Annotated in this window: 17 protein-coding genes; 8 read left to right on the forward strand and 9 right to left on the reverse strand. The window is 68.3% G+C overall.

What is annotated here, in order from left to right:
- The first annotated feature begins 12 nt into the window (after positions 1-12).
- Together hmgA and fahA are read left to right on the forward strand one after the other, a co-directional pair.
- A complete protein-coding gene (gene hmgA, locus OHZ10_RS04005) occupies positions 13-1,347 on the forward strand; it encodes a homogentisate 1,2-dioxygenase (RefSeq protein WP_174993247.1) in 1,335 nt (444 codons plus the stop codon).
- Positions 1,344-2,648: a fumarylacetoacetase gene (fahA, locus tag OHZ10_RS04010; RefSeq protein WP_059235883.1), complete on the forward strand. Its 1,305-nt coding sequence runs from the start codon at positions 1,344-1,346 to the stop codon at positions 2,646-2,648. The genes hmgA and fahA overlap by 4 nt, the downstream gene beginning before the upstream one ends.
- Before the next feature lie 95 nt (positions 2,649-2,743).
- Here fahA and OHZ10_RS04015 read toward each other — a convergent pair whose 3' ends face one another.
- The 5 genes from OHZ10_RS04015 to OHZ10_RS04035 all read right to left on the reverse strand — a co-directional run bounded on the left by OHZ10_RS04015 (position 2,744) and on the right by OHZ10_RS04035 (position 8,344).
- Positions 2,744-3,904, reverse strand: coding sequence for an MFS transporter (locus OHZ10_RS04015; protein WP_059235881.1), 1,161 nt, complete (start codon positions 3,902-3,904; stop codon positions 2,744-2,746).
- A gap of 93 nt (positions 3,905-3,997) precedes the next feature.
- A complete protein-coding gene (locus OHZ10_RS04020) occupies positions 3,998-5,167 on the reverse strand; it encodes an MFS transporter (protein WP_059235879.1) in 1,170 nt (389 codons plus the stop codon).
- Positions 5,168-5,409: 242 nt separating this feature from the next.
- Positions 5,410-6,159, reverse strand: a complete 750-nt coding sequence (gene bluB, locus OHZ10_RS04025; protein ID WP_174993250.1) for a 5,6-dimethylbenzimidazole synthase — start codon at positions 6,157-6,159, stop codon at positions 5,410-5,412.
- Between the two features lie 172 nt (positions 6,160-6,331).
- Complete coding sequence (locus tag OHZ10_RS04030) at positions 6,332-7,330, reverse strand: 2-hydroxyacid dehydrogenase (RefSeq protein WP_059235876.1); 999 nt, start codon at positions 7,328-7,330, stop codon at positions 6,332-6,334.
- A 30-nt stretch (positions 7,331-7,360) separates the two neighbouring features.
- A complete protein-coding gene (locus OHZ10_RS04035) occupies positions 7,361-8,344 on the reverse strand; it encodes a LysR family transcriptional regulator (RefSeq protein WP_059235873.1) in 984 nt (327 codons plus the stop codon).
- Between the two features lie 750 nt (positions 8,345-9,094).
- Here OHZ10_RS04035 and OHZ10_RS04040 point away from each other — a divergent pair.
- A complete protein-coding gene (locus OHZ10_RS04040) occupies positions 9,095-10,306 on the forward strand; it encodes a pyridoxal-phosphate-dependent aminotransferase family protein (protein WP_059235871.1) in 1,212 nt (403 codons plus the stop codon).
- 27 nt (positions 10,307-10,333) lie between these two features.
- On the opposite strand, the gene OHZ10_RS04045 is transcribed toward OHZ10_RS04040, so the two are convergent.
- On the reverse strand, positions 10,334-11,269 hold the full coding sequence (locus OHZ10_RS04045; RefSeq protein WP_256085622.1) for an AraC family transcriptional regulator: 936 nt from the start codon (positions 11,267-11,269) through the stop codon (positions 10,334-10,336).
- A 134-nt stretch (positions 11,270-11,403) separates the two neighbouring features.
- On the opposite strand from OHZ10_RS04045, the gene OHZ10_RS04050 reads away from it, so the two are divergent.
- The gene (locus OHZ10_RS04050; protein ID WP_059235867.1) at positions 11,404-12,294 is read left to right on the forward strand and encodes a DMT family transporter; all 891 of its coding nucleotides are present in this window, start codon (positions 11,404-11,406) and stop codon (positions 12,292-12,294) included.
- A 119-nt stretch (positions 12,295-12,413) separates the two neighbouring features.
- Here the strand turns inward: OHZ10_RS04050 and OHZ10_RS04055 are convergent, their stop codons facing one another.
- Positions 12,414-13,628, reverse strand: coding sequence for an MFS transporter (locus OHZ10_RS04055; protein WP_342703700.1), 1,215 nt, complete (start codon positions 13,626-13,628; stop codon positions 12,414-12,416).
- Positions 13,629-13,966: 338 nt separating this feature from the next.
- Between OHZ10_RS04055 and xdhA the strand changes: the two genes are divergently transcribed.
- The 4 genes from xdhA (at position 13,967) to OHZ10_RS04075 (ending at position 18,998) form a co-directional block, all read left to right on the forward strand.
- The gene (gene xdhA / locus OHZ10_RS04060; RefSeq protein ID WP_342703702.1) at positions 13,967-15,505 is read left to right on the forward strand and encodes a xanthine dehydrogenase small subunit; all 1,539 of its coding nucleotides are present in this window, start codon (positions 13,967-13,969) and stop codon (positions 15,503-15,505) included.
- A gap of 18 nt (positions 15,506-15,523) precedes the next feature.
- Positions 15,524-17,884 (forward strand): xanthine dehydrogenase molybdopterin binding subunit, encoded by a 2,361-nt coding sequence (gene xdhB, locus OHZ10_RS04065; protein WP_059235862.1) that lies wholly within the window; start codon positions 15,524-15,526, stop codon positions 17,882-17,884.
- Between the two features lies 1 nt (position 17,885).
- Complete coding sequence (gene xdhC / locus OHZ10_RS04070) at positions 17,886-18,503, forward strand: xanthine dehydrogenase accessory protein XdhC (protein WP_059235860.1); 618 nt, start codon at positions 17,886-17,888, stop codon at positions 18,501-18,503.
- Positions 18,504-18,596: 93 nt separating this feature from the next.
- Complete coding sequence (locus OHZ10_RS04075) at positions 18,597-18,998, forward strand: nuclear transport factor 2 family protein (protein WP_342703703.1); 402 nt, start codon at positions 18,597-18,599, stop codon at positions 18,996-18,998.
- A 27-nt stretch (positions 18,999-19,025) separates the two neighbouring features.
- On the opposite strand, the gene OHZ10_RS04080 is transcribed toward OHZ10_RS04075, so the two are convergent.
- Positions 19,026-19,973 carry a LysR family transcriptional regulator gene (locus OHZ10_RS04080; protein WP_256085624.1) on the reverse strand — a complete coding sequence of 316 codons (948 nt, stop codon included), beginning with the start codon at positions 19,971-19,973 and terminating at the stop codon, positions 19,026-19,028.
- 69 nt (positions 19,974-20,042) lie between these two features.
- A complete protein-coding gene (locus OHZ10_RS04085) occupies positions 20,043-20,681 on the reverse strand; it encodes a DsbA family protein (RefSeq protein ID WP_059235855.1) in 639 nt (212 codons plus the stop codon).
- Positions 20,682-20,710 lie beyond the last annotated feature (29 nt).

A 20,710-nucleotide genomic window follows, 5' to 3' on the forward strand; every position in this document is an offset into this window, starting at 1 on the left:
AGAAAGGAAACGATGACGCTTGACCTGTCGAAACCGGCAACCGCCGGCTACCTGAGCGGTTTCGGGAACGAATTCGCCACCGAGGCACTGCCCGGTGCGTTGCCGCACGGCCGCAACTCGCCGCAGCGCGCGCCGTACGGTTTGTACGCGGAGCAACTGTCGGGCACCGCGTTCACCGCGCCGCGCGGCCACAACCGTCGCTCGTGGCTGTACCGCATCCGTCCGGCCGCCGTGCACCGGCCGTTCGAGCCGTACGCGGGCCCGCAGCGGCTCGTGTCGGAATTCGGCGATTCGGCCGACGTGCCGCCGACGCCGCCGAACCAGCTGCGCTGGGATCCGCTGCCGATGCCGGCCGAGCCGACCGATTTCGTCGACGGGCTCGTGACGATGGCCGGTAACGGCTCGGCCGCCGCGATGAACGGCTGCGCGATCCACCTGTATGCGGCGAACCGCTCGATGCAGGACCGCTTCTTCTACAGCGCGGACGGCGAACTGCTGATCGTGCCGCAGCAGGGGCGCCTGTTCATCGCGACCGAATTCGGCCGGGTCGACGTCGAGCCGTTCGAGATCGCGGTGATCCCGCGTGGCGTGCGGTTTGCCGTCACGCTGCCGGACGGCGACGCACGCGGCTACATCTGCGAGAACTTCGGCGCGCAATTGCGCCTGCCGGATCTCGGCCCGATCGGCTCGAACGGTCTCGCGAACCCGCGCGACTTCCTGACGCCGCAGGCCGCGTACGAAGACCGCGAAGGCGCGTTCGAGCTGATCGCGAAGCTGAACGGCCGCCTGTGGCGCGCGGATATCGGCCATTCGCCGCTCGACGTCGTCGCGTGGCACGGCAACTACGCGCCGTACAAATACGACCTGCGTCTGTTCAACACGATCGGCTCGATCAGCTTCGACCATCCCGATCCGTCGATCTTCCTCGTGCTGCAGTCGCAGAGCGACACGCCGGGCGTCGACACGATCGACTTCGTGATCTTCCCGCCGCGCTGGCTCGCGGCCGAGGATACGTTCCGCCCGCCGTGGTTCCACCGCAACGTCGCGAGCGAGTTCATGGGGCTCGTGCACGGCGCGTACGACGCGAAGGCCGAAGGCTTCGTGCCGGGCGGCGCGAGCCTGCACAACTGCATGTCGGGCCACGGGCCCGACGCGGACACGTTCGAGAAGGCGTCCGCGAGCGACACGACGAAGCCGCACAAGGTCGACGCGACGATGGCGTTCATGTTCGAGACCCGCACGCTGATCCGGCCGACGCGCTATGCGCTCGACACCGCGCAGCTGCAGGCCGACTACTTCGAATGCTGGCAAGGCATCAGGAAACACTTCAATCCGGAGCAACGATGAGCGATACCCAAGACTGGCGCGCGACGCTCGACCCGGCTCGCAAGAGCTGGGTCGACACCGCGAACGATCCCGCCTGCGATTTCCCGATCCAGAACCTGCCGTTCGGGATCTTCAGCGATGCGAAGCAGGCGGCGCGCCGTGCGGGCGTGGCGCTCGGCGACCAGATCGTCGATCTCGCCGCGCTCGCGCGCGCGGGCCTCGTGACGCTGCCGGCCGGCGCCGATGTGTTCGCCGCACCGACACTGAACGCATTCATCGCGCTCGGCCGCGACGCATGGCGCAGCGTGCGCGTGCAACTGTCCGGCCTGTTCTCGCGCGACAACCCGACGCTGCGTGACGATGCGGCGCTGCGCGCGCAGGTGCTTGTCGCACGGCGCGACGCGACCCTGCATCTTCCGGTCGAGATTCCCGGCTACACCGATTTCTATTCGTCGAAGGAGCACGCGACCAACGTCGGCTCGATGTTCCGCGACCCGAAGAATGCGCTGCTGCCGAACTGGTCGGAGATGCCGATCGGCTACAACGGCCGTGCGTCGTCGGTGGTCGTGAGCGGCACGCCAGTGCGGCGCCCGAACGGCCAACTGAAGCTGCCCGACCAGGAGCGCCCGGTGTTCGGCGCATGCCGCAAGCTCGACATCGAACTGGAGACGGGCTTCATCGTCGGGCAGGGCAACGCGCTCGGCGAGCCGATCGCGTGCGAGGACGCGGAAGCGCATATCTTCGGGATGGTGCTGCTGAACGACTGGAGCGCACGCGACATCCAGCAGTGGGAATACGTGCCGCTCGGGCCGTTCAACGCGAAGACCTTCGCGACGACGATCTCGCCGTGGATCGTCACGCTCGACGCGCTCGAACCGTTCCGCACCGCTCAGCCGGAACAGTCGCCGCAGCCGCTCGCGTATCTGCAGCACGCGGGCAGGCATGCATTCGACATCGCGCTCGAAGTGACGCTGCGCGCCGAAGGCGCGGCCGAAGCGACGTCGATCTGCCGGACGAACTTCAAGCACATGTACTGGACGATGGCGCAGCAGCTTGCACATCATACGGTCGCGGGCTGCAACACGCGCGTGGGCGACCTGATGGGTTCGGGCACGATCAGCGGGCCGACGAAGGATTCGTTCGGCAGCCTGCTCGAACTGACGTGGAACGGCAAGGAGCCGGTCGCGCTGAGCGGCGGCGGCAGCCGTGCGTTCATCGAGGACGGTGACGAGCTGACACTCGCCGGGTGGTGCCAGGGCGACGGCTATCGCGTCGGCTTCGGCACGTGTGCCGGCAAGATCCTGCCGGCGCAGAATGCGTAACGCGTCACGCGCGAGACGTCGCGCGTAGCGCACGGTGGCCCGGCAATGCAAAACGGCCCGCATCATGCGGGCCGTTGTCATTTCGTCGATCCGTATCAGACCGCGCGTTGCAACGCGGTGCGGCGTTCCCACAGCGCGGCCGCGACGAACGCCGCGACGCAGGCGACCAGCACGCCGACCAGCGCATTGCTGCCCAGTTGCTCCATCAGCGCGCCTGCGACCAACGGGCCACCGAAGCTCGCGGCGCTCCACGACGCCGACACGAGCGAACTCGCGGTGACGAGTGCCGCGCCACGGAAGCGTTCGCCGCACGCGACGAGCGACAGCGTGTAGATGCTGCCGGCCGCCGCGCCGAGCACGAACAGCAGCGGCCAGCACAGCCACGGATTCGCGATGACGAACGGCAGCAGCGGCAGGCCGGCCAGCACGATCCAGCCGGCGCCGAGGTGCACGCGTTCGCGGCCGAGCTTGTCCGCGAGCCAGCCGATCGGGAACTGCATCGCGGTATCGCCGAACAGCATGATCGACGCGAGCAGCACGGCGGTCGCGCTCGCGACGCCGTGATCCATCGCGTAGAGCGGCAACAGCGACAGCGCGAGCGTATCGAACAGCGCGAAGAAGCCGGTGCCGATGATCAGCGCCGGCATGCGCGGCAGGATGTCCAGCCAGCGGCCGTGCGCTTCGTGATGCGCGTCGTCGCCGGCGAGCGGCGCGCGCCGGATCGTCGCAAGCGTCGGCAGCGCGAGCAGGAACAGCGCGCCGCACAGTGCGAAGCGGATGCCCGTCGCACCGGCGATCTGGCTTACGAGGACGGGGCCCGCCATCTGGAACAGCGTGAAATTGGTTGCGTAGATCGCGACGACGCGGCCGCGTGTCGAATCGTCGGCAAGCTGGTTGACCCACGCTTCCCCGATCGTGAACAACAGCATCAGCGCGGCGCCGCACAGCACGCGCAGCACGCCCCACAGGATCAGGTTCGACGTGAACTGCATCAACGCGGTGGCGGCCGCGAGCAGCACGACCGACACGACGATCGCGCGGCGCGAGCCGATGTGCCGCGCAAGCGCGGTGACGAACGGGACGATCGCGAGGCCGCCGAGTGCCTGCGCGGCCGTCAGCATGCCGACGACGTTGGTGCCGTGTCCGGCTTCGGTCAGTGCGAGTGCGGTGAGCGGCAGCGTGGCGCCGGTCCCGAGCCCGACGACCGCGACGCTCAGGATCAGCGCGAGAAAATCGCGATTAAGAATGGCTTTCATCGGCGGGGATGCTACACCGCAGTCCTTGAAAGGTCCATGAAGGCCATCAGGATCGCATGGAGTTGCGTACGCAACGATTGCAACGGGGTTGCATTACACGTACTCGGTCGGCACGGCCACCGGACGGCGTTCGAGCGACGCCGACCACAGCGTGAGCGCGAGCGCCGCGACGGCCATCGCGACGCCGACCCACGGCAGGTTCACGAGCGACACGCCGGAGCCGATCGCCATCCCGCCGAGCCACGCGCCGGTTGCATTGCCGAGGTTGAACGCGCCCTGGTTCAGCGTCGACGCGAGGTTCGGCGCATCGCTCGCGCGATCGACGATCATGATCTGCAGCGGCGGCACGATCGCAAACGCGAGGATGCCCCACACGAAGATCGTCGCGAGCGCGGCGAACGGCACGTGCATCGTGCCCGCGAACAGCGCGAGGACGATGCCGATCAGCGCGAGTGTCGCGATCAGCGACGGCATCCGGCGCCAGTCGGCGAGCTTGCCGCCGAGCGTGCCGCCGACCGTCAGGCCGAGACCGAACAGCAGCAGCACATAGGTGACCTGACGCGGCGAGAAGCCCGTCACGTCCTCGAGGATCGGCGTGATGTACGTGAACACGCTGAACAGGCTCGCGGACGCGAGCACGCTGATGCCGAGCACCATCAGCACCTGCGGGTGCTTCAGCACGCTGAATTCGCGCGTGATGCTGGTGTCGGGCATCGCGAGGTTCTTCGGCAGGCACACCGCGAGCGCGGCGGCCGCGGCGATGCCGATGCCGGTGACGGCCCAGAACGTCGCGCGCCAGCCGAACGCCTGGCCGAGCGCGGTGCCGAGCGGCACGCCGAGCACGTTCGCGAGCGTGAGGCCGGTGAACATCAGCGCGATCGCCTGCGCGCGGCGGTTCGGCGCGACGAGGTTGCTCGCGACGACCGAGCCGATCCCGAAGAACGCGCCGTGACAGAACGCGGTGACGACGCGCGCGGCCATCAGCACCGCGTAGCCCGGCGCGATCGCGCAGAACAGGTTGCCTGCGATGAACAGCCCGATCAGGCCCATCAGCGCGCGCTTGCGCGGCATCTTCGCGGTGACGATCGCGAGGATCGGCGCGCCGATCGTCACACCGAGCGCGTAGCCCGACACGAGCATCCCGGCGGCCGGAATCGACACGCCGAGATCGCGCGCGACATTGGGCAGCAGGCCCATGATCACGAATTCGGTGGTACCGATTCCAAATGCGGCGACGGCAAGGGCGAAAAGAGGTAAGGGCATCGCGGTAGGCTCGGGAAAGATGCCGCTCGAGCCAGGCGCAGGATGCGCGGGACGGGCGGTCGGCAAGGCGAACGACAGCCGCGATTCTACTTCAGTGAAAACCCCTATGCTTGGGGCCAAAACGGTTGTTGCCGCCGTGCGACGCGCCGGCCGGCGGGACGCTCACAGTGTGGGATCCGGCGGCGATTTTCCGCGTTCGACCGCGTTTGGGGGCGGAACGATGGCAGCGGCCGGGCCGTGCGTCAGGCGATGCGTTCGGGTGGACCGCCGGGCGTCGCGTTCGGCGTGTTGTCCGTTTCGGGATCCGTCGCCGTGTCGCCCGGCGTTGAAAGCGGTCCGGCGCCGTCGAGCGCGGCCGGATCGTCCCAGCCGTTTTCGAACAGGCACGCTTCGATCGGCATCCGCGCGGCCCAGCGTTCCGCTTCGAGCATCGGCTGCGTATAGAACGCGTCGACGTGCCCGACGCACAGCACGGCGATCGGCTTCGCGCCGTCGGGCATCCGCAGCAGCGTGCGCAGCGCATCGACGTCGAACAGCGACACCCAGCCCATCCCGAGCCCTTCCGCGCGCGCCGCGAGCCACATGTTCTGGATCGCGCACGCAGCGGACGCCAGATCCATCTCCGGCAGCGTGCGGCGGCCGAACACGTGGCGCTCGCGGCCGTCGGCGAGCGCGACGACCAGCAGTTCGCCACATTCGCGCACGCCTTCGACCTTCAACCGCATGAATTCGTCCTGGCGTTCGCCGAGCGCGTCGGCGGTCGCGCGGCGCTCGGCGTCGACCAGCGCGTGGATCGCGGCGCGCAGCGCGGGATCGGTGATGCGGATGAAGCGCCACGGCTGCATGAAGCCGACACTCGGTGCGTGGTGCGCCGCGCGCAGCAGGCGCGCGAGCACGGCCGGATCGACGGGCGCCGGCGTGAAGTGGCGCATGTCGCGCCGTTCGAAAATGGCGCGGTAGACGGCGGCGATGTCGGAATCGTCGAAACGCATGAGCGGCAAAGGCAGGGGAGGACGTCGGCGCAACGATATCAGACCGCGCGCCCGAAACGTTGCTTCAGCCGAAACAAAGCACGGAATTGTTGACGAAGGCGAGTGCGGTGCGCAGCAGCGGGCACAAGCAAACGATTGCGGGCGTGCTGCTGACCGTCAAACGTGCCGTTTCTCAGCGGTTTGCCGTCACGGTGTTCTGCGGCGCGCCCGCATGCCACGCCTCGATGTTCAGCAGCGTCGTGTGCGCGATCTCGGCCAGCGCCTCGCGCGTGAAGAACGCCTGGTGCGACGTGACGATCACGTTCGGGAACGTCAGCAGGCGCGCGAGCACGTCGTCCTGCAGCGGCAGGTCGGAGTGATCCTCGAAGAACAGCCCGCTTTCCTCCTCGTACACGTCGAGCCCGAGATGGCCGAGCTGGCCGCTCTTGAGCGCGTCGACCAGCGCTTGCGCATCGACGAGGCCGCCGCGGCCGGTATTGATCAGCATCGCGCCATGCTTCATCCGCGCGAGGGTCCGTTCGTTGATCAGGTGGTGGGTCGACGGCAGCAGCGGGCAGTGCAGGCTGACGATGTCGGCGTGATGCAGCAGCTCGTCGAGTTCGACGTAGCGGGCGCCGAACGCGATCAGTTCGTCGTTGTACGGCGGCACCGAGTGTGCGAGCACGTGCATCCCGAAACCCATCACGATCTTCGCGAACACGCTGCCGATGATGCCGGTGCCGATCACGCCGACGGTCTTGCCGTGCAGGTCGAAGCCGAGCAGGCCGTTCAGCGAGAAGTCGCCTTCGCGGGTGCGGGCGACGGCTCGCGGCAGGCGGCGGTTGAGCGCGAGGATCAGTGCAACGGCGTGCTCGGCGACCGCATGCGGCGAATAGGCGGGCACGCGCACGACCGCGATGCCGAGCCGCTCGGCGGCCGCCAGGTCGACATGGTTGAAGCCGGCCGAGCGCAGCGCGATCAGGCGCGTGCCGCCGTCGGCAAGCCGTTCGAGCACGGCTGCGTCGACGGTGTCGTTGACGAACGGGCAGACGACGTCATAGCCGTGCGCGAGGATCGCGGTTTCCGCGTCGAGGTGCGACGGCTGGAAGTGCAGCCGATAGCCGAACTGCCGGTTGGCGGCGGCAAACGAATCGTCGTCGTACTGCCGGCTGCTGAACAGGATCACGCGCACGCTGCACCTCCGAAGGCTGACGCGCGCAGTTTACTGCAGCCCCGTGACGATGTCGGCACGTTCAGGCCCGCGCGCCGGCCGCAGGAAGCCGTAATCCGTCCGGTCGCGGGCGGTTTGCGCGCTGAAGTGGTCGAGCGCGTGCGCGACGAAACTGCGCGTGCGGGCCGGCACGTACTGGCGGTTCGGATAGACGAGCGACAACTGCGTGTCCGGATCGTCGATCCGGTAGCCGGCCATCAGCCGCACGAGCGTGCCGTTGTTGAGCGCGTCGGCCACGCATGGCTCGGGCAGCACCGCGATGCCGGCGCCGGCCACGGCCGCCGCCTGGACGAGCGCGAGCTGGTTGACCGTGCAGGCCGGGCGTACCGTGACCGAATGCGCGACGCCGTCGTGGCCGACCAGTTGCCACGTGGGCGCGTGCTGGTGCGCCGCGAGCGTGACCCAGTCGTGGCCCGGCAGGTCGTCGGGCTGACGTGGCTCGCCGCGGCGGTCGAGATAGGCGGGTGCCGCGCACGCGACGAACGGGTTCGGCGCGAGTGCATGGCCGATCAGCGTCGGATTGCCGTCGAGCCGGTTGCCGGTGACGATGCCGACGTCGTAGCCGGAATCGAGCACGTCGAGCGGCTCCTCGGCAACGGTCAACTGCACGCGCAGCTCGGGGTAGCGGTGCCGGAAGCTGCTGACAAGCGGCGTCAGCGCCAGCGGCGACAGCAGGCCCGATGCGACGACGCGCAGCGTGCCGGCCGGTTCGCGCACGGCATGTGCGACGGACGATTCGAGGTGGTCGAATTCCTCTAGCAGCGCACGGCAACCTTCGAGGTAGCGCACGCCGGCCTCGGTGAGCGACAGGTTACGCGTGGTGCGGTGGATCAGCCGGGTGTTCAGGTGGCCCTCGAGCATCGCGATCGAACGCGTGACGAGTGCATTGGACACGCCGAGATGGTGCGCCGCGCGCCGGAAGCTTTGCTGCTCGGCGACGCAGACGAATACACGCATGGTCTGAATCTGGTTCATGGCTTGCGTATTTCTGGCCCGGTTGATTGATTTTGATTGTGATTTTCCGCCGCGCAACCTCGAAAGCGCATCGCGCGGCCCCCAGTTCTCCTTCGTATCGAAAAATCCATTTCCGATTCCGCAGACAATTGTTAAATACCGGACCGATATCCGTCAACCTGCGAAAACGGGCGGGTTGCGGAAAATTAAAATCGGGGGTACCGGTTTAACGTTGCGACGCAGCAACGACTCGTCTGGAAAAACCGTCGCGCTATTGGAATATGCGTCGAGATGGCGAATATTTCTTATGTTAATCAATCGGTTGGGGTCGATTTGAGTCAGGTTTTCAGAATAATTAAGGAGTCGATCCCCTAAATACATGCCGCAATAGTGGATGTTTTTTCTACGCCGGATTTTGTGTATCGCATTCCCCTCTGTAATTTTTATCAGGTGGCAGGTCGATTGCGCTCGATGGCTGAATCGGGTTGAACCGGCGGCTTCGACGACTCTTCGTGATATTGACCGAGAAAATCGTGTGTGAAGAACCCGAATGGAACCGTTTCACAACCGGCATGCCGCCTTTTTTCATTCGGAAAGCGCATTGCGCGACGGGTGCGCGGCCGGCTGGCCCGGTCCGGCGACCGGGCCACCGTCGTGCCGTCCGGACGTGCGTGCCTCTTGCGCGAGGCCGCGGAACGCGGAATGATCGATGAGTTCGCTGCGCAGTGCCGCGGGCGTCCGTGCACTTCCTTTCCTCACCTTTTTCCAGCCATGTCCATCGATTACTCGCCGATTCCCTGTCCCGTCGTCGTGCCGCTCGACGCGATCCTGCCCGAAGAACCGCTGCTGATGATGGGGGCCGGCCCGGTTCCGATCCCGGCCGCCGTCGCCAAGGCGAACACGATCGTGATCAACCACCTCGGCGCGACGATGGCGAAGATCATCGAGCAGGTGAAGGAGATGGCGCGCTACGTGTTCCAGACCCGCACGAAATGGGTGCTCGGCGTCGCGGGTCCCGGCTCGGCCGCGATGGAGATGGCGATCTCGAACCTCGCGTGGCGCGGCACGCGCGTGCTGTCGATCCGCAACGGCTTCTTCAGCGCGCGGATGGCCGAGATGGCCACACGCGTCGGCGCCGACGTCGCGACGCTCGAAGTGGCGGACCGTGCGGTCGCGAGCCTCGACGAGATCGCGGATGCGATCGCGCGCGAGCGGCCCGAGATCGTCACGATCGTGCAGGGCGAGACGTCGAACACCGTATGGAACCGCGACCTGCGCGACATCGCGGCGCTCGCGAAGGCGGCCGGCGCACTGGTCGTCGTCGACGCGGTGTGCACGCTGTCGACGATGCCGCTCGAAATGGACGCGTGGGGCATCGACGCGGTGATCACCGGCGGCCAGAAGGGGCTGTCGTCGATCCCGGGCGTGTCGCTGATCGCCTTCTCCGACGCAGCGTGGGAGCGCATGAAGCATCGCACCGAGCCGAACGCGCACTGGTGCCTCGACATGGCGCTCGCGGAGAACTTCTGGCACAACGCCGGTTATCACTACACGGCGCCCGTGTCGGGCGTGCTCGCGCTGCACGAGGCGCTGCGGCTCGTCTGCGCGGAGACGCTCGAAAGCCGCTTCGCGCGCCATCTGCGTTGCTCGCTCGCGCTGCAGGCGGGCGTCGAGTCGATGGGGCTCAAGCTGTACGCGCCGAAGGACTGCCGGCTCAATTCGGTGGTCGGGATCGAGACGCCCGAGGGGCTCACGCCCGGAATGGTCTGCGGCCACATCTCGAAGCAGTACCAGGTCGAGATCTCGGGCTCGTTCGGGTTGCCGATCGTGCGGATCGGGCAGATGGGCGAGCAGTGCCGCGAACACAACCTGTTCCGCACGCTGCATGCGTTCGGCCGCACGATGGTCGACCTGAAGGTGCCGGTCGACCTGCCGGCCGGTGTCGCGGCGCTCGAACAGGAACTGTCCCGGCGCGGCGCGTAAGCGGGAAAGCGAGGAAAGGGGCCGCGCTCAGCGGCCCTGCATCGCGCGCCGGTAGGTATTCGGCGTCGTGCCGTGCGCGTCGCGAAAGCGATGGCTGAAGTGGCCGGCGTTCGCGTAGCCGCAGTCGGCCGCGACCTGCGCGAGCGGCAGCGCCGTCGTGCGCAGCAGCTCGCGCGCCCGGGCGAGGCGCTGCTCGGCCACCCAGGCATGCGGCGCGCGGCCGAACGACAGCCGGAACATCCGCGAGAAATGGTATTCGGACAGCGCGGCGACCTCGGCCAGTTCGCCGAGCGTCAGCGGCTGCGTGAGATACGTATCGATATAGTCGCGCACGCGGCGGCGCACGGCCGGCGCGAGCCCGCCGCGGAACGTCGTGTCGGTGCGCGTCGTGCTCTGCCCGCGCAGCAGCAGGCTCAGCACCTCGTGCGCGGTCTCGTTCACGCGCAGCCGCTCGTCGGCATCGTCCCAGCCGTCCAGCGCGAGCGAGCGCAGCAGCGTGGCGACGCGCGCATCCTCGAAATAGGTGCGATCGGCGAGCTTCAGCTCGCGCGGCTCGCGATCGAGTTCGCGGATCGCGCGCTGCGTGAAGTGCTCGGGCAGGAAATACAGGTGGATGAAGTGCATCTCGCCGCGCACCCACCAGCGCGATTCATGGTCGCCCGGCAGCGCGCACAGCAGGCTCGGCGCACCGTAGCGCGGCACGCGCTGGCGCTCGGTCCGGTAGCCGCCGTCGAGGTAGCACGACAGCGTGTGGTGGCCGGGCTGCTCGTAGACCGTCTCGCTTTCGTCGGTGATCCGCGTCCATTCGGCGATCGCCAGATGGTCGCCGAGCCATGCGAAGCGCTCGAGCGTCGCGTTCGCGTCGGCGAGCGTGCGGCAGACCGACTGCAGGCCGAACGGCAGATCGCCGCCGGCCAGGGCGGCGGCGTGGTCGACGGGCGGGGCGGAGAGGGAGAAGCTCATGATGCGCCGAGTATAAGCGGGGACGCGGCAGCGCGTGCGGCGTCCCCCAAAAGACCGCAATTCCGGACAATCGGCCCGCGCCGCGCGGCGGCATAGTCGGGATCCCGATTCACCCGATTTTCCGGATTGCCGCCATGAACCTGTCGCTTTATTTCGTCACCGTGCTGATCTGGGGCACCACCTGGATCGCGATCAAGTGGCAGCTCGGCTCGGTGCCGCCGCCCGTGTCGATCGCGTGGCGCTTCTGGCTCGCGGCCGTCGTGCTGTTCGCGCTGCTGCGCGTGATGCGCCGGCCGGTGCGCCCGCCGCGCGAAGCGTGGCGTTTTCTCGTCGCGCAGGGCTTCGCGCTGTTCTGCCTGAACTTCCTGTGCTTCTACTATGCGGAGCAGGTCGTGCCGAGCGGACTCGTCGCGGTGATCTTCTCGACCGCGCCGTTGTTGAACTCGATCAACGGCAGGCTGTTCATGGGGCGCCCGCTGCGGCCGTCGGCGATCGCCGGCGCGCTGCTCGGGCTGACCGGCATCGCGTGCCTGTTCTGGCAGCAAATGGCCGGCCATCTCGACGACCATGCGACCTGGATGGGGCTTGCGATCGCGTTCGCGGGCACGATGTGCTTCTCGATCGGCAACCTGCTGTCGAGCCGGATGCAGTCGATGGGGCTGCACCCGCTCGTGACCAACGGCTGGGCGATGCTGATCGGCGCGGCGATCCTGACCGTCGGCAGCGTGGCGGCCGGGATGCCGTTCACGCTCGACACGAGCCCGCGCTATCTCGGCGCGCTCGTGTATCTGGCCGTGCCGGGTTCGGTGATCGGTTTCACCGCGTACCTGACGCTCGTCGGCCGGATCGGGCCGGAGCGCGCCGCGTACTGCACGGTGCTGTTCCCGATCGTCGCGCTGGCCGTGTCGACGGTGTTCGAGGGCTACCAGTGGTCGCCGCTCGCGGTGGTCGGGCTGCTGCTCGTAGTGGCCGGCAACCTCGTCGCGTTCGACCTGACGCGCCGGCTGTTTCTGCGGACGGCCTGATTGACGCTCGCGGCTGCCGAACCGGCCAACGGATAAAAAAACGCCCGCGCGATGAGGGCGTTTTTTTTGGGGCGGCGGCGCGATGTGCGCGACCGGCTGCGATGCGACGCGCAGCGTGGTCAGGCCGCCGCGCTCGTCCCGGCCACGCGCGCCTGCCGCTGGTACAGCACCATCGACAATGCGACGCCCGCGGCGGCGGCCACCGCCGCGAACAGGAACACCTGCGGATAGCCGAACGCGCCCGCGACATAGCCGGCGAGCGGGCCGGTGATGCCGAGCGACAGGTCGAGGAACACCGAATACGCGGACAGCGCCGCGCCGCGGCTCGCGGGCGGCACGAGCGCGACGGCCTCGACGCCGAGCGCCGGGAAGATCAGCGCGAAGCCGAAGCCCGTCAGTGCGGCGCCGACGAGCGCGATGTGCGGCACCGGCGCGAGCCATAGCAGGAGCAGGCCCGAACATTCGAATGCGAACGACACGATCGCGACGCGGAAGCCGCCGTAGGTCTTGATCGTGTTCGCGAACAGCAGGCGTGCGCCGATGAACAGCGTGCCGAACACGGTCAGCGACAGTGCGGCGTTCGGCCAGTGGCGCGCCGCGTAGTACAGCGTGACGAAGGTCGCGATCGAGCCGAAACCGGCCGAACCGAGCGCGAGGCCGAGGCCGTGCGGCAGCACGCGCGTGAACACGCTCGCGTATGACATCCGTTCGCCGTGCACGAGCGGCACCGAAGCGATCAGCCGTGCAAGGTAGAAGCCGAGCGCGGCCAGCGCGATCACGATCACGCCGATCAGCGCCGGGTTCAGCGTATTCGCGATCGCGACGCCGACCGGTGCGCCGAGCGCGAGCGCGCCGTAGGTCGCGATGCCGTTCCACGAGATCACCTTCGCGTTGTGTGCGACGCCGACGCGGCCGATGCCCCACAGGATCGCGCCGGTACCGCACAGGCTTTCGCCGACGCCGAGCACGAGACGGCTCGCGACCAGCAGCACGAGGCTCGCGGCCGGCCAGTGCGCGAGCAGCAGCGCGACGAGCAGCAGCACCCCCGACGCGCCGCAGCCGATCAGCCCGCGCAGCACCGTCTGCTTCGGGCCGAGCGTATCGGCGAGGCGCCCGGCGAGCGGCCGCGACGCGAGCGTCGCGAAGTACTGGACGCTGATCGCGCCGCCCGCGACGATCGCGGAAAAGCCCAGGTCGTCATGGACGAAGCCCGGCAGCACCGCGAGCGGCAGGCCGATGGTCAGGTAGCAGATGAACGTGAAGCAGACGACGGACACGATTTGCAGCGTGACCGCGAACCCGCTGCGCGGCGGTGTGGCGGAATCGGTGGACATGGGGTCGGAACGAATGAACGAAACGGACGGAAGACGGCGAAAAAGGGAATCGGGATTTTCCCATGGAACCGGTTTTCCCGCAGGTACCATTTAGTTAATCGCGACCTTTTTTCGAGGATGGCGGACGGCGGCGGGTGCGTCGGGAACGGCCGCAGCGCACCGTGTGGAAAGGGCGCCGGGCGGGCCCGGCGCTCATATCGCGGCAGTTATATGGGCCCCATGCGTGATGGGCTATGGGTTGCGGAATTTGATGGTGATAGCGTGCAAACTGTCAGAAAAACGTCGGTCAGGCGCTCCGCGCAGGCCGCCTTGCCCCCCATTTGAAGAATCATCGAGACATGAGTGAGCCGATCCGCTTCTACCATCGTCACGCGATCCGCGAAGTCAGCGGCGCGGACGTTACCCGCACCGTGCTGCAATACCTGCGCGAGGACGCGCATTGCACCGGCACCAAGGAAGGCTGCGCGGAAGGCGACTGCGGCGCATGCACGGTCGTCGTCGGCGAGCTGACCGACACCGGCGCGGTCGAGTTCAAGGCCGTCAACGCGTGCATCCAGTTCCTGCCGACGCTCGACGGCAAGGCGCTGCTCACGGTCGAGGACCTGCGCCAGCCGGACGGCGCGCTGCACCCGGTGCAGCAGGCGATGGTCGATTGCCACGGTTCGCAATGCGGGTTCTGCACGCCCGGCTTCGTGATGTCGATGTGGGCGCTGTACGAGAAGCACGGCCACGAAGGCTGCGCCGCCACGTGCACGAAGGCGAAGGACGTGCCGACGCGCACCGAGATCGCCGATGCGCTGACCGGCAACCTGTGCCGCTGCACCGGCTATCGCCCGATCGTCGAGGCGGCCGTGCAGATGTTCGATGCGCCGGCGCCGTCGGCGCCGGTCGACACGGCCGCGCTGGCCCGCACGCTCGCGTCGCTCAAGCGCGACGACACGTTCGACTACACGACGGTCAACGGCGCGCGCTTCGCGGCGCCGCGCACGCTCGACGCGCTGGCCGCGCTGAAGGCCGAGCGTCCCGACGCGCGGATTCTCGCGGGCAGCACCGACATCGGCCTGTGGGTGACCAAGCAGATGCGCCGGCTCGACGACCTGATCTACGTCGGCCAGATCGCCGAGCTGCAACGCCTCGTGGAACGCGACGACTGGATCGAGATCGGCGCGGGCGTAACGGTCGAGAAGGCTTATGCGGCGCTGGCCGTCACGTATCCGGAACTGACCGAGATGTGGAAGCGCTTCGCGTCGCTGCCGATCCGCAACGCGGGCACGATCGGCGGCAACGTCGCGAACGGCTCGCCGATCGGCGATTCGATGCCGGGCCTGATCGCCCTCGGCGCGCGGGTCGTGCTGCGCGGCGGCGACACGGTGCGCGAGCTGCCGCTCGAGGCGCTGTACACGGGCTACCAGCAGAAGGACATGGCGCCGCACGAATTCGTCGTCGGCCTGAAGGTGCCGACCCGCACCGGCGCGCGCGCGAAGCTGCAGTTCCGCACGTACAAGCTGTCGAAGCGGTTCGACTCGGACATCTCGGCCGTGTGCGCGGCGTTCGCGTTCATCGCGGACGGCGACACGATCCGCGAGCCGCGCATCGCATTCGGCGGGATGGCCGCGACGCCGAAGCGCGGGACCCACACCGAAGCCGTGCTCGATGGCGCGCAGTGGCACGAAGCCACCGCGCAGGCCGCGATGCAGGCGCTCGAGCGCGACTACCAGCCGCTGTCGGACATGCGTGCGACGAGCACGTACCGCCTCGATACCGCGAAGAACCTGATGTACCGATTCTGGCTGGAGACGCGTCCGCACGACCCGCTGCCGCCGCAAGCCCTGAATGTGCGTGAAGTGGCCGCCGAAGCCGGCGCGGCGCGCGTCTGAAGACGGAGAACACCGAACATGAACCAGCAAGCAGAACCGTTCCTGAGCACCCTCGACCCGCAGGCCGACGCCGCGCAGGTCCACGTGTCGCGCGCGCACGAATCCGCGCACCTGCACGTCAGCGGGCGTGCGACCTACACCGACGACATTCCGGTCGTCGCGGGCACGCTGCACGCCGCGCTCGGCCTGTCGGCGAAGCCGCACGCGAAGATCGTGTCGATGAACTTCGACGCGGTGCGCGCGACGCCGGGCGTAGTCGCCGTGTTCACGGCCGACGACATCCCGGGCGTCAACGATTGCGGCCCGATCATCCACGACGACCCGGTGCTCGCGAAGGGCATCGTGCAGTTCGTCGGCCAGCCGATGTTCATCGTCGTCGCGACGTCGCATGAAACCGCGCGGCTCGCCGCGCGCCGCGCGCAGGTCGACTACGAGGAACTGCCGGCGATCCTGACCGCGCAGGAAGCGCGCGCAGCCGAAACCTATGTGATCCCGCCGCTGAAGCTCGCGCGCGGCGACGCGGCTGCGCGGCTTGCCGTCGCGCCGCACCGCGAGTCGGGCGAGATGCTGCTCGGCGGCCAGGAGCAGTTCTACCTGGAAGGGCAGATCGCTTACGCGGTGCCGAAGGACGACGACGGGATGCACGTGTACTGCTCGACGCAGCACCCGAGCGAAATGCAGCACCTCGTCGCGCACGTGCTCGGCGTCGCGTCGCACAACGTGCTCGTCGAGTGCCGCCGGATGGGCGGCGGGTTCGGCGGCAAGGAATCGCAGTCGGGCCTGTTCGCGTGCTGCGCGGCGCTCGCCGCGTGGAAGCTGCTGTGCCCGGTGAAGCTGCGTCCGGACCGCGACGACGACATGATGATCACCGGCAAGCGGCACGATTTCCATTACCGCTTCGACGTCGGCTACGACGACGACGGCCGCATCGACGGCGTGGCGCTTGACATGACGTCGCGCTGCGGCTTCTCGGCCGATCTGTCGGGCCCGGTGATGACGCGTGCGGTGTGCCACTTCGACAACGCGTACTGGCTCGGCGACGTCGACATTGCCGGCTATTGCGGCAAGACCAACACGCAGTCGAACACCGCGTTCCGCGGCTTCGGCGGCCCGCAGGGCGCGTTCGCGATCGAGTACATCCTCGACGACGTCGCACGTTCGCTGGACCGCGATCCGCTCGACGTCCGCTACGCGAACCTGTACGGCAAGACCGAACGCAACGTGACACCGTACGGGCAGACCGTCGAGGACAACGTGCTGCAGGAATTGCTCGGCGAACTCGAGGCGACGAGCGACTACCGCGCCCGGCGCGCGGGCGTGCGCGAATTCAACGCGCGCAACACGGTGCTGAAGAAGGGCATCGCGATCACGCCGGTGAAGTTCGGCATTGCGTTCAACGTCACGCACTTCAACCAGGCCGGCGCGCTGGTGCACATCTACACCGACGGTTCGGTGCTCGTGAACCACGGCGGCACCGAGATGGGGCAGGGGCTCAACACGAAGGTCGCGCAGGTCGTCGCGCACGAGCTCGGCATCCGCTTCGGCCGGATCCGCGTGACGGCGACCGACACGAGCAAGGTCGCGAACACGTCCGCGACGGCGGCGTCGACGGGCTCGGACCTGAACGGCAAGGCCGCGCAGGATGCGGCGCGCCAGTTGCGCGAGCGGCTCGCGGTGTTCGCGGCGAAGCAGTTCGGCGACGGCAAGGTCGATGCGGCCGATGTGAAGTTCGGCAACGACTTCGTGTCGGTCGCCGGCCACAACGTGCCGTTCGGCGAAGTGATCGCGAAGGCGTACCTCGCGCGCGTGCAGCTGTGGTCCGACGGTTTCTACGCGACGCCGAAGCTGTACTGGGATCAGTCGAAGCTGCAGGGCCGGCCGTTCTACTACTACTCGTACGGCGCGGCCGTGTCGGAAGTCGTGATCGACACGCTGACGGGCGAGATGCGCACGCTGCGCGTCGATGCGCTGCACGACGTGGGCGCGTCGCTGAACCCGGCGCTCGACGTCGGCCAGGTCGAAGGCGCGTTCATCCAGGGGATGGGCTGGCTGACGACCGAGGAGCTGTGGTGGAACAAGGGCGGCAAGCTGATGACGCACGCGCCGTCGACGTACAAGATCCCGACGGTGAACGACACGCCGCCCGAGTTCAACGTGCTGCTGTTCAAGAACCGCAACGTCGAGGACAGCATCCACCGTTCGAAGGCCGTCGGCGAGCCGCCGCTGCTGCTGCCGTTCTCGGTGTTCTTCGCGGTGCGCGACGCGGTGGCCGCGGTCGGCGACTACCAGGTGAACCCGCCGCTCGACGCGCCGGCCACCGGCGAGTCGATCCTGCGCGCGATCAGCGCGGTGCGCGCAGCACGCGCAACGGCAGGCTGAGATGAACGGCCCCGCACGCTCGCTTCGCACTGCGCCGATCCCCGCGTTCGCGCAGGGCACCGGCCAGCGCAACCGCGCGACCGGTGCGCCCGCGCCGATGCACATCGTGCTGTTCGGCGCCGGGCACGTCGGTCACGCGCTCGTCACGCTGCTCGGCGCGCTGCCGTGCGTCGTGCAGTGGGTCGATACGCGCGACGAGCTGTTCCCGGACGAATGTCCGCCGAACGTGCAGCCGGAGCCGACCGACACGCCGGAGGCGGTCGTCGACGCGGCGCCGCCCGGCGCGTACTTCCTCGTGATGACGCACAACCACGCGCTCGACTTCTCGCTCGCCGCGCAGATCATGCGGCGGCGCGATTACGCGTATTTCGGGATGATCGGCTCGCGCACCAAGCGCGTGAAGTTCGAGCGCCGGCTCGCCGCGCGCGGCGTCGATCCGGCGCGGCTCGTGGAGATGGTGTGCCCGATCGGCGTCGCGGGCATCGTCGACAAGGCGCCGGGCGCGATCGCGGTGGCCGTGTGCGCGGAGCTGCTGCAGGCGCGCTCGGGCATGCCGGTGGCCGATGCGAAGGCGGTGGCGGCCGGGCGCGCACGCGACGAGGTGTCCTGCTCGCGGTAACGCCGCGCGGCCGGCGCACGGCCACGCGATTTTGCATACACTGCACGACAACGCGCGGCATCGGGCCGCGCGTCACCTCACCGTGCACGCACCATGTCCGATCACCCGATCTTTCTCGACGCGCTCGATGCGAGCCTCGTCGCCATCGAGCGCTGGCTGTCCGGCGTCGATACCGCGCCCGCGGCACTCGACGCGCTGCTCGCCGCGTTTTCTCCCGGTTTCACGATGATCCTGACCGACGGCCGCGCGGTCGACCGTGACGGCACGCGCGCGTTGTTCGCGAAGCTCGCCGGCGCGAAGCCGGGGCTGCGCATCACGCTGTCGGAGATCCGCGTGCTCGCGGCCGACGCATCGCATGCGGTGATCACCTATCTCGAAGCGCAGCACGCGACTTCGGGCGAACTGCCCGCGCGCCGTGCGACGGCCGTGTTCGAGCGCGACGCGGCGGGCGTCGTGCGCTGGACCCATCTGCAGGAAATCTTCTGCACGGCCTGAGCGGCCGCGTGGCGTGGCGGCCGCGTCTCAGCGCTTGCGCGTGCGGGTGACCGTCAACTCGTCGGACACGCTTTGCATCAGCGCGCACAGCCACGCGATGTCGGTTGGCCGGTCGGGCTGCGGATGCGTGAGCAGGTAGCTCTTGATGCGCGGGAACGGCACGGGCGGCGTGACGACGACGAGCGGCAGCAGTTGCGCATAGTGCGTCGCGAAGCGGCGCGTGGTCGTGAAGATCAGGTCCGACTGCAGCAGCACCTGCGGCACGATCCCGAAGTACGGCAGCGTCGTCACGATGCGCCGCGTGAGGCGTGCGCGTGCGAGGCCGATCTCGATCGCGTTGCGCTTGTCGCCGGTGTACGGCGTCGGCGCGACGTGCGCGGCCGACGCATAGGCTTCGCGCGTGAGCGGCACGCGCGCGAGCGGATGCGCGTCGCGCATCAGGCACACGATCGTGTCGGAGAACAGGTCCTGTCGCGCGAACTGCGGGTCGGGCTTCGGCCAGTTGCCGATCACGAGATCGAGCGCGCCCGATTCGAGCGCGCCCGCGTGGTCGAGCGCGGGATTCAGCGAATCGATTTCCAGGTGCGCATGCGGCGCCGCGTCGCGAAAGCGCTCGATCAGCGTCGGCATGAAGAAATCGTTCAGGTAGTCGGGTGCCGCGACGCGAAACGTACGCCGCGCGGACGACGGATCGAAGTCGCCGTGCGGCGTCGCGATGAAGTCGACCTCGCGCAGCGCGCGCGCCGCGGCCTCGAGCAGCGATGCGCCGTATTCGGTCGGCACCATGCCGGATTTGCCGCGCACGAGGATCGGGTCGTTCAGCGTCTCGCGCAGCTTGCGCAGCGCGGTGCTGATCGCGGGCTGGGTCTGGTTCAGTCGCAGCGCGGCCTGCGTGACGCTGCGCTCGAGCAGCAGCGTGCGCAATACGCGCACGAGCCAGATATCGAGCGAGGCGGTACGGTCGTCGTCTTCCATCGGTTGGGGGGTGTTCAGGTGACGCGTAACCTTACCGCAGCCGCGCGTTGCCGTGCGTGATACCGGCCATCACGCACGCCCCTTCGGCAGCGCGCTGATCCGCTTGACCTCGCGCGATTCGAGCCAGTTCGGCGTGCGCGCGCAGTACAGCACCATCGGCAGCGCGTCTTCGCCCCAGAACAGCTGCTGGTTCATCCAGAACGTCGGCACGCCGAATACGCCGAGCGCGATCGCGTCGGCGTTGTTGCGGACCAGTTGCGCGGTGGTTTCCTCGAATTCGATCAGTTCGTCGCCGTGGCCGACGCCGACGCGCTCGCACAGTGCCGCGAAGCCTTCCGGTGTCGACGGATCGTTGCCGTCGCGCCAGATGAAGCGGAACATTTCCAGCACGGTCGCGATGTCGGCGCGCAGCGCGATCGCGAGGCGCAGCAGCTTGTCGGAATCGAACGGGTGCGCGGGCGGCATCTTGAAGCGGATGCCGAGCTGTTCCGCGCGGAACAGCGCGTGACGGTACGTGAACACGCGTTTGGCCGGCACGTCGGCGCTCGGGCGCTGCCCCCAGTGGCGCTGCAGGTCGAGCAGCGAGACGGCGACCGGTTCGAACGGCACGTCCGGCCATTTGCCATGTTGTTCGAGCAGCAGATACGAGAACGGCGACACGAAGTCGAAGAACCAGGCGGGCTGGGCGGTATCGAGGCCGGTTGTCATGTCGTTCTCCAGAGGGTGGGGCGTGCGGC

The sequence above is a fragment of the Burkholderia arboris genome (assembly GCF_038723655.1).
Taxonomy (GTDB): Bacteria; Pseudomonadota; Gammaproteobacteria; order Burkholderiales; family Burkholderiaceae; genus Burkholderia; species Burkholderia arboris.

What these genes read in the sequence shown, in the direction of transcription:
- hmgA (WP_174993247.1), top strand. Translation starts at nt 13, where the DNA reads ATGACGCTTGACCTGTCGAAACCGGCAACCGCCGGCTACCTGAGCGGT.
- fahA (WP_059235883.1), top strand. Translation starts at nt 1,344, where the DNA reads ATGAGCGATACCCAAGACTGGCGCGCGACGCTCGACCCGGCTCGCAAG.
- OHZ10_RS04015 (WP_059235881.1), bottom strand. Translation starts at nt 3,904, where the DNA reads ATGAAAGCCATTCTTAATCGCGATTTTCTCGCGCTGATCCTGAGCGTC.
- OHZ10_RS04020 (WP_059235879.1), bottom strand. Translation starts at nt 5,167, where the DNA reads ATGCCCTTACCTCTTTTCGCCCTTGCCGTCGCCGCATTTGGAATCGGT.
- bluB (WP_174993250.1), bottom strand. Translation starts at nt 6,159, where the DNA reads ATGCGTTTCGACGATTCCGACATCGCCGCCGTCTACCGCGCCATTTTC.
- OHZ10_RS04035 (WP_059235873.1), bottom strand. Translation starts at nt 8,344, where the DNA reads ATGAACCAGATTCAGACCATGCGTGTATTCGTCTGCGTCGCCGAGCAG.
- OHZ10_RS04040 (WP_059235871.1), top strand. Translation starts at nt 9,095, where the DNA reads ATGTCCATCGATTACTCGCCGATTCCCTGTCCCGTCGTCGTGCCGCTC.
- OHZ10_RS04045 (WP_256085622.1), bottom strand. Translation starts at nt 11,269, where the DNA reads ATGAGCTTCTCCCTCTCCGCCCCGCCCGTCGACCACGCCGCCGCCCTG.
- OHZ10_RS04050 (WP_059235867.1), top strand. Translation starts at nt 11,404, where the DNA reads ATGAACCTGTCGCTTTATTTCGTCACCGTGCTGATCTGGGGCACCACC.
- OHZ10_RS04055 (WP_342703700.1), bottom strand. Translation starts at nt 13,628, where the DNA reads ATGTCCACCGATTCCGCCACACCGCCGCGCAGCGGGTTCGCGGTCACG.
- xdhA (WP_342703702.1), top strand. Translation starts at nt 13,967, where the DNA reads ATGAGTGAGCCGATCCGCTTCTACCATCGTCACGCGATCCGCGAAGTC.
- xdhB (WP_059235862.1), top strand. Translation starts at nt 15,524, where the DNA reads ATGAACCAGCAAGCAGAACCGTTCCTGAGCACCCTCGACCCGCAGGCC.
- xdhC (WP_059235860.1), top strand. Translation starts at nt 17,886, where the DNA reads ATGAACGGCCCCGCACGCTCGCTTCGCACTGCGCCGATCCCCGCGTTC.
- OHZ10_RS04075 (WP_342703703.1), top strand. Translation starts at nt 18,597, where the DNA reads ATGTCCGATCACCCGATCTTTCTCGACGCGCTCGATGCGAGCCTCGTC.
- OHZ10_RS04080 (WP_256085624.1), bottom strand. Translation starts at nt 19,973, where the DNA reads ATGGAAGACGACGACCGTACCGCCTCGCTCGATATCTGGCTCGTGCGC.
- OHZ10_RS04085 (WP_059235855.1), bottom strand. Translation starts at nt 20,681, where the DNA reads ATGACAACCGGCCTCGATACCGCCCAGCCCGCCTGGTTCTTCGACTTC.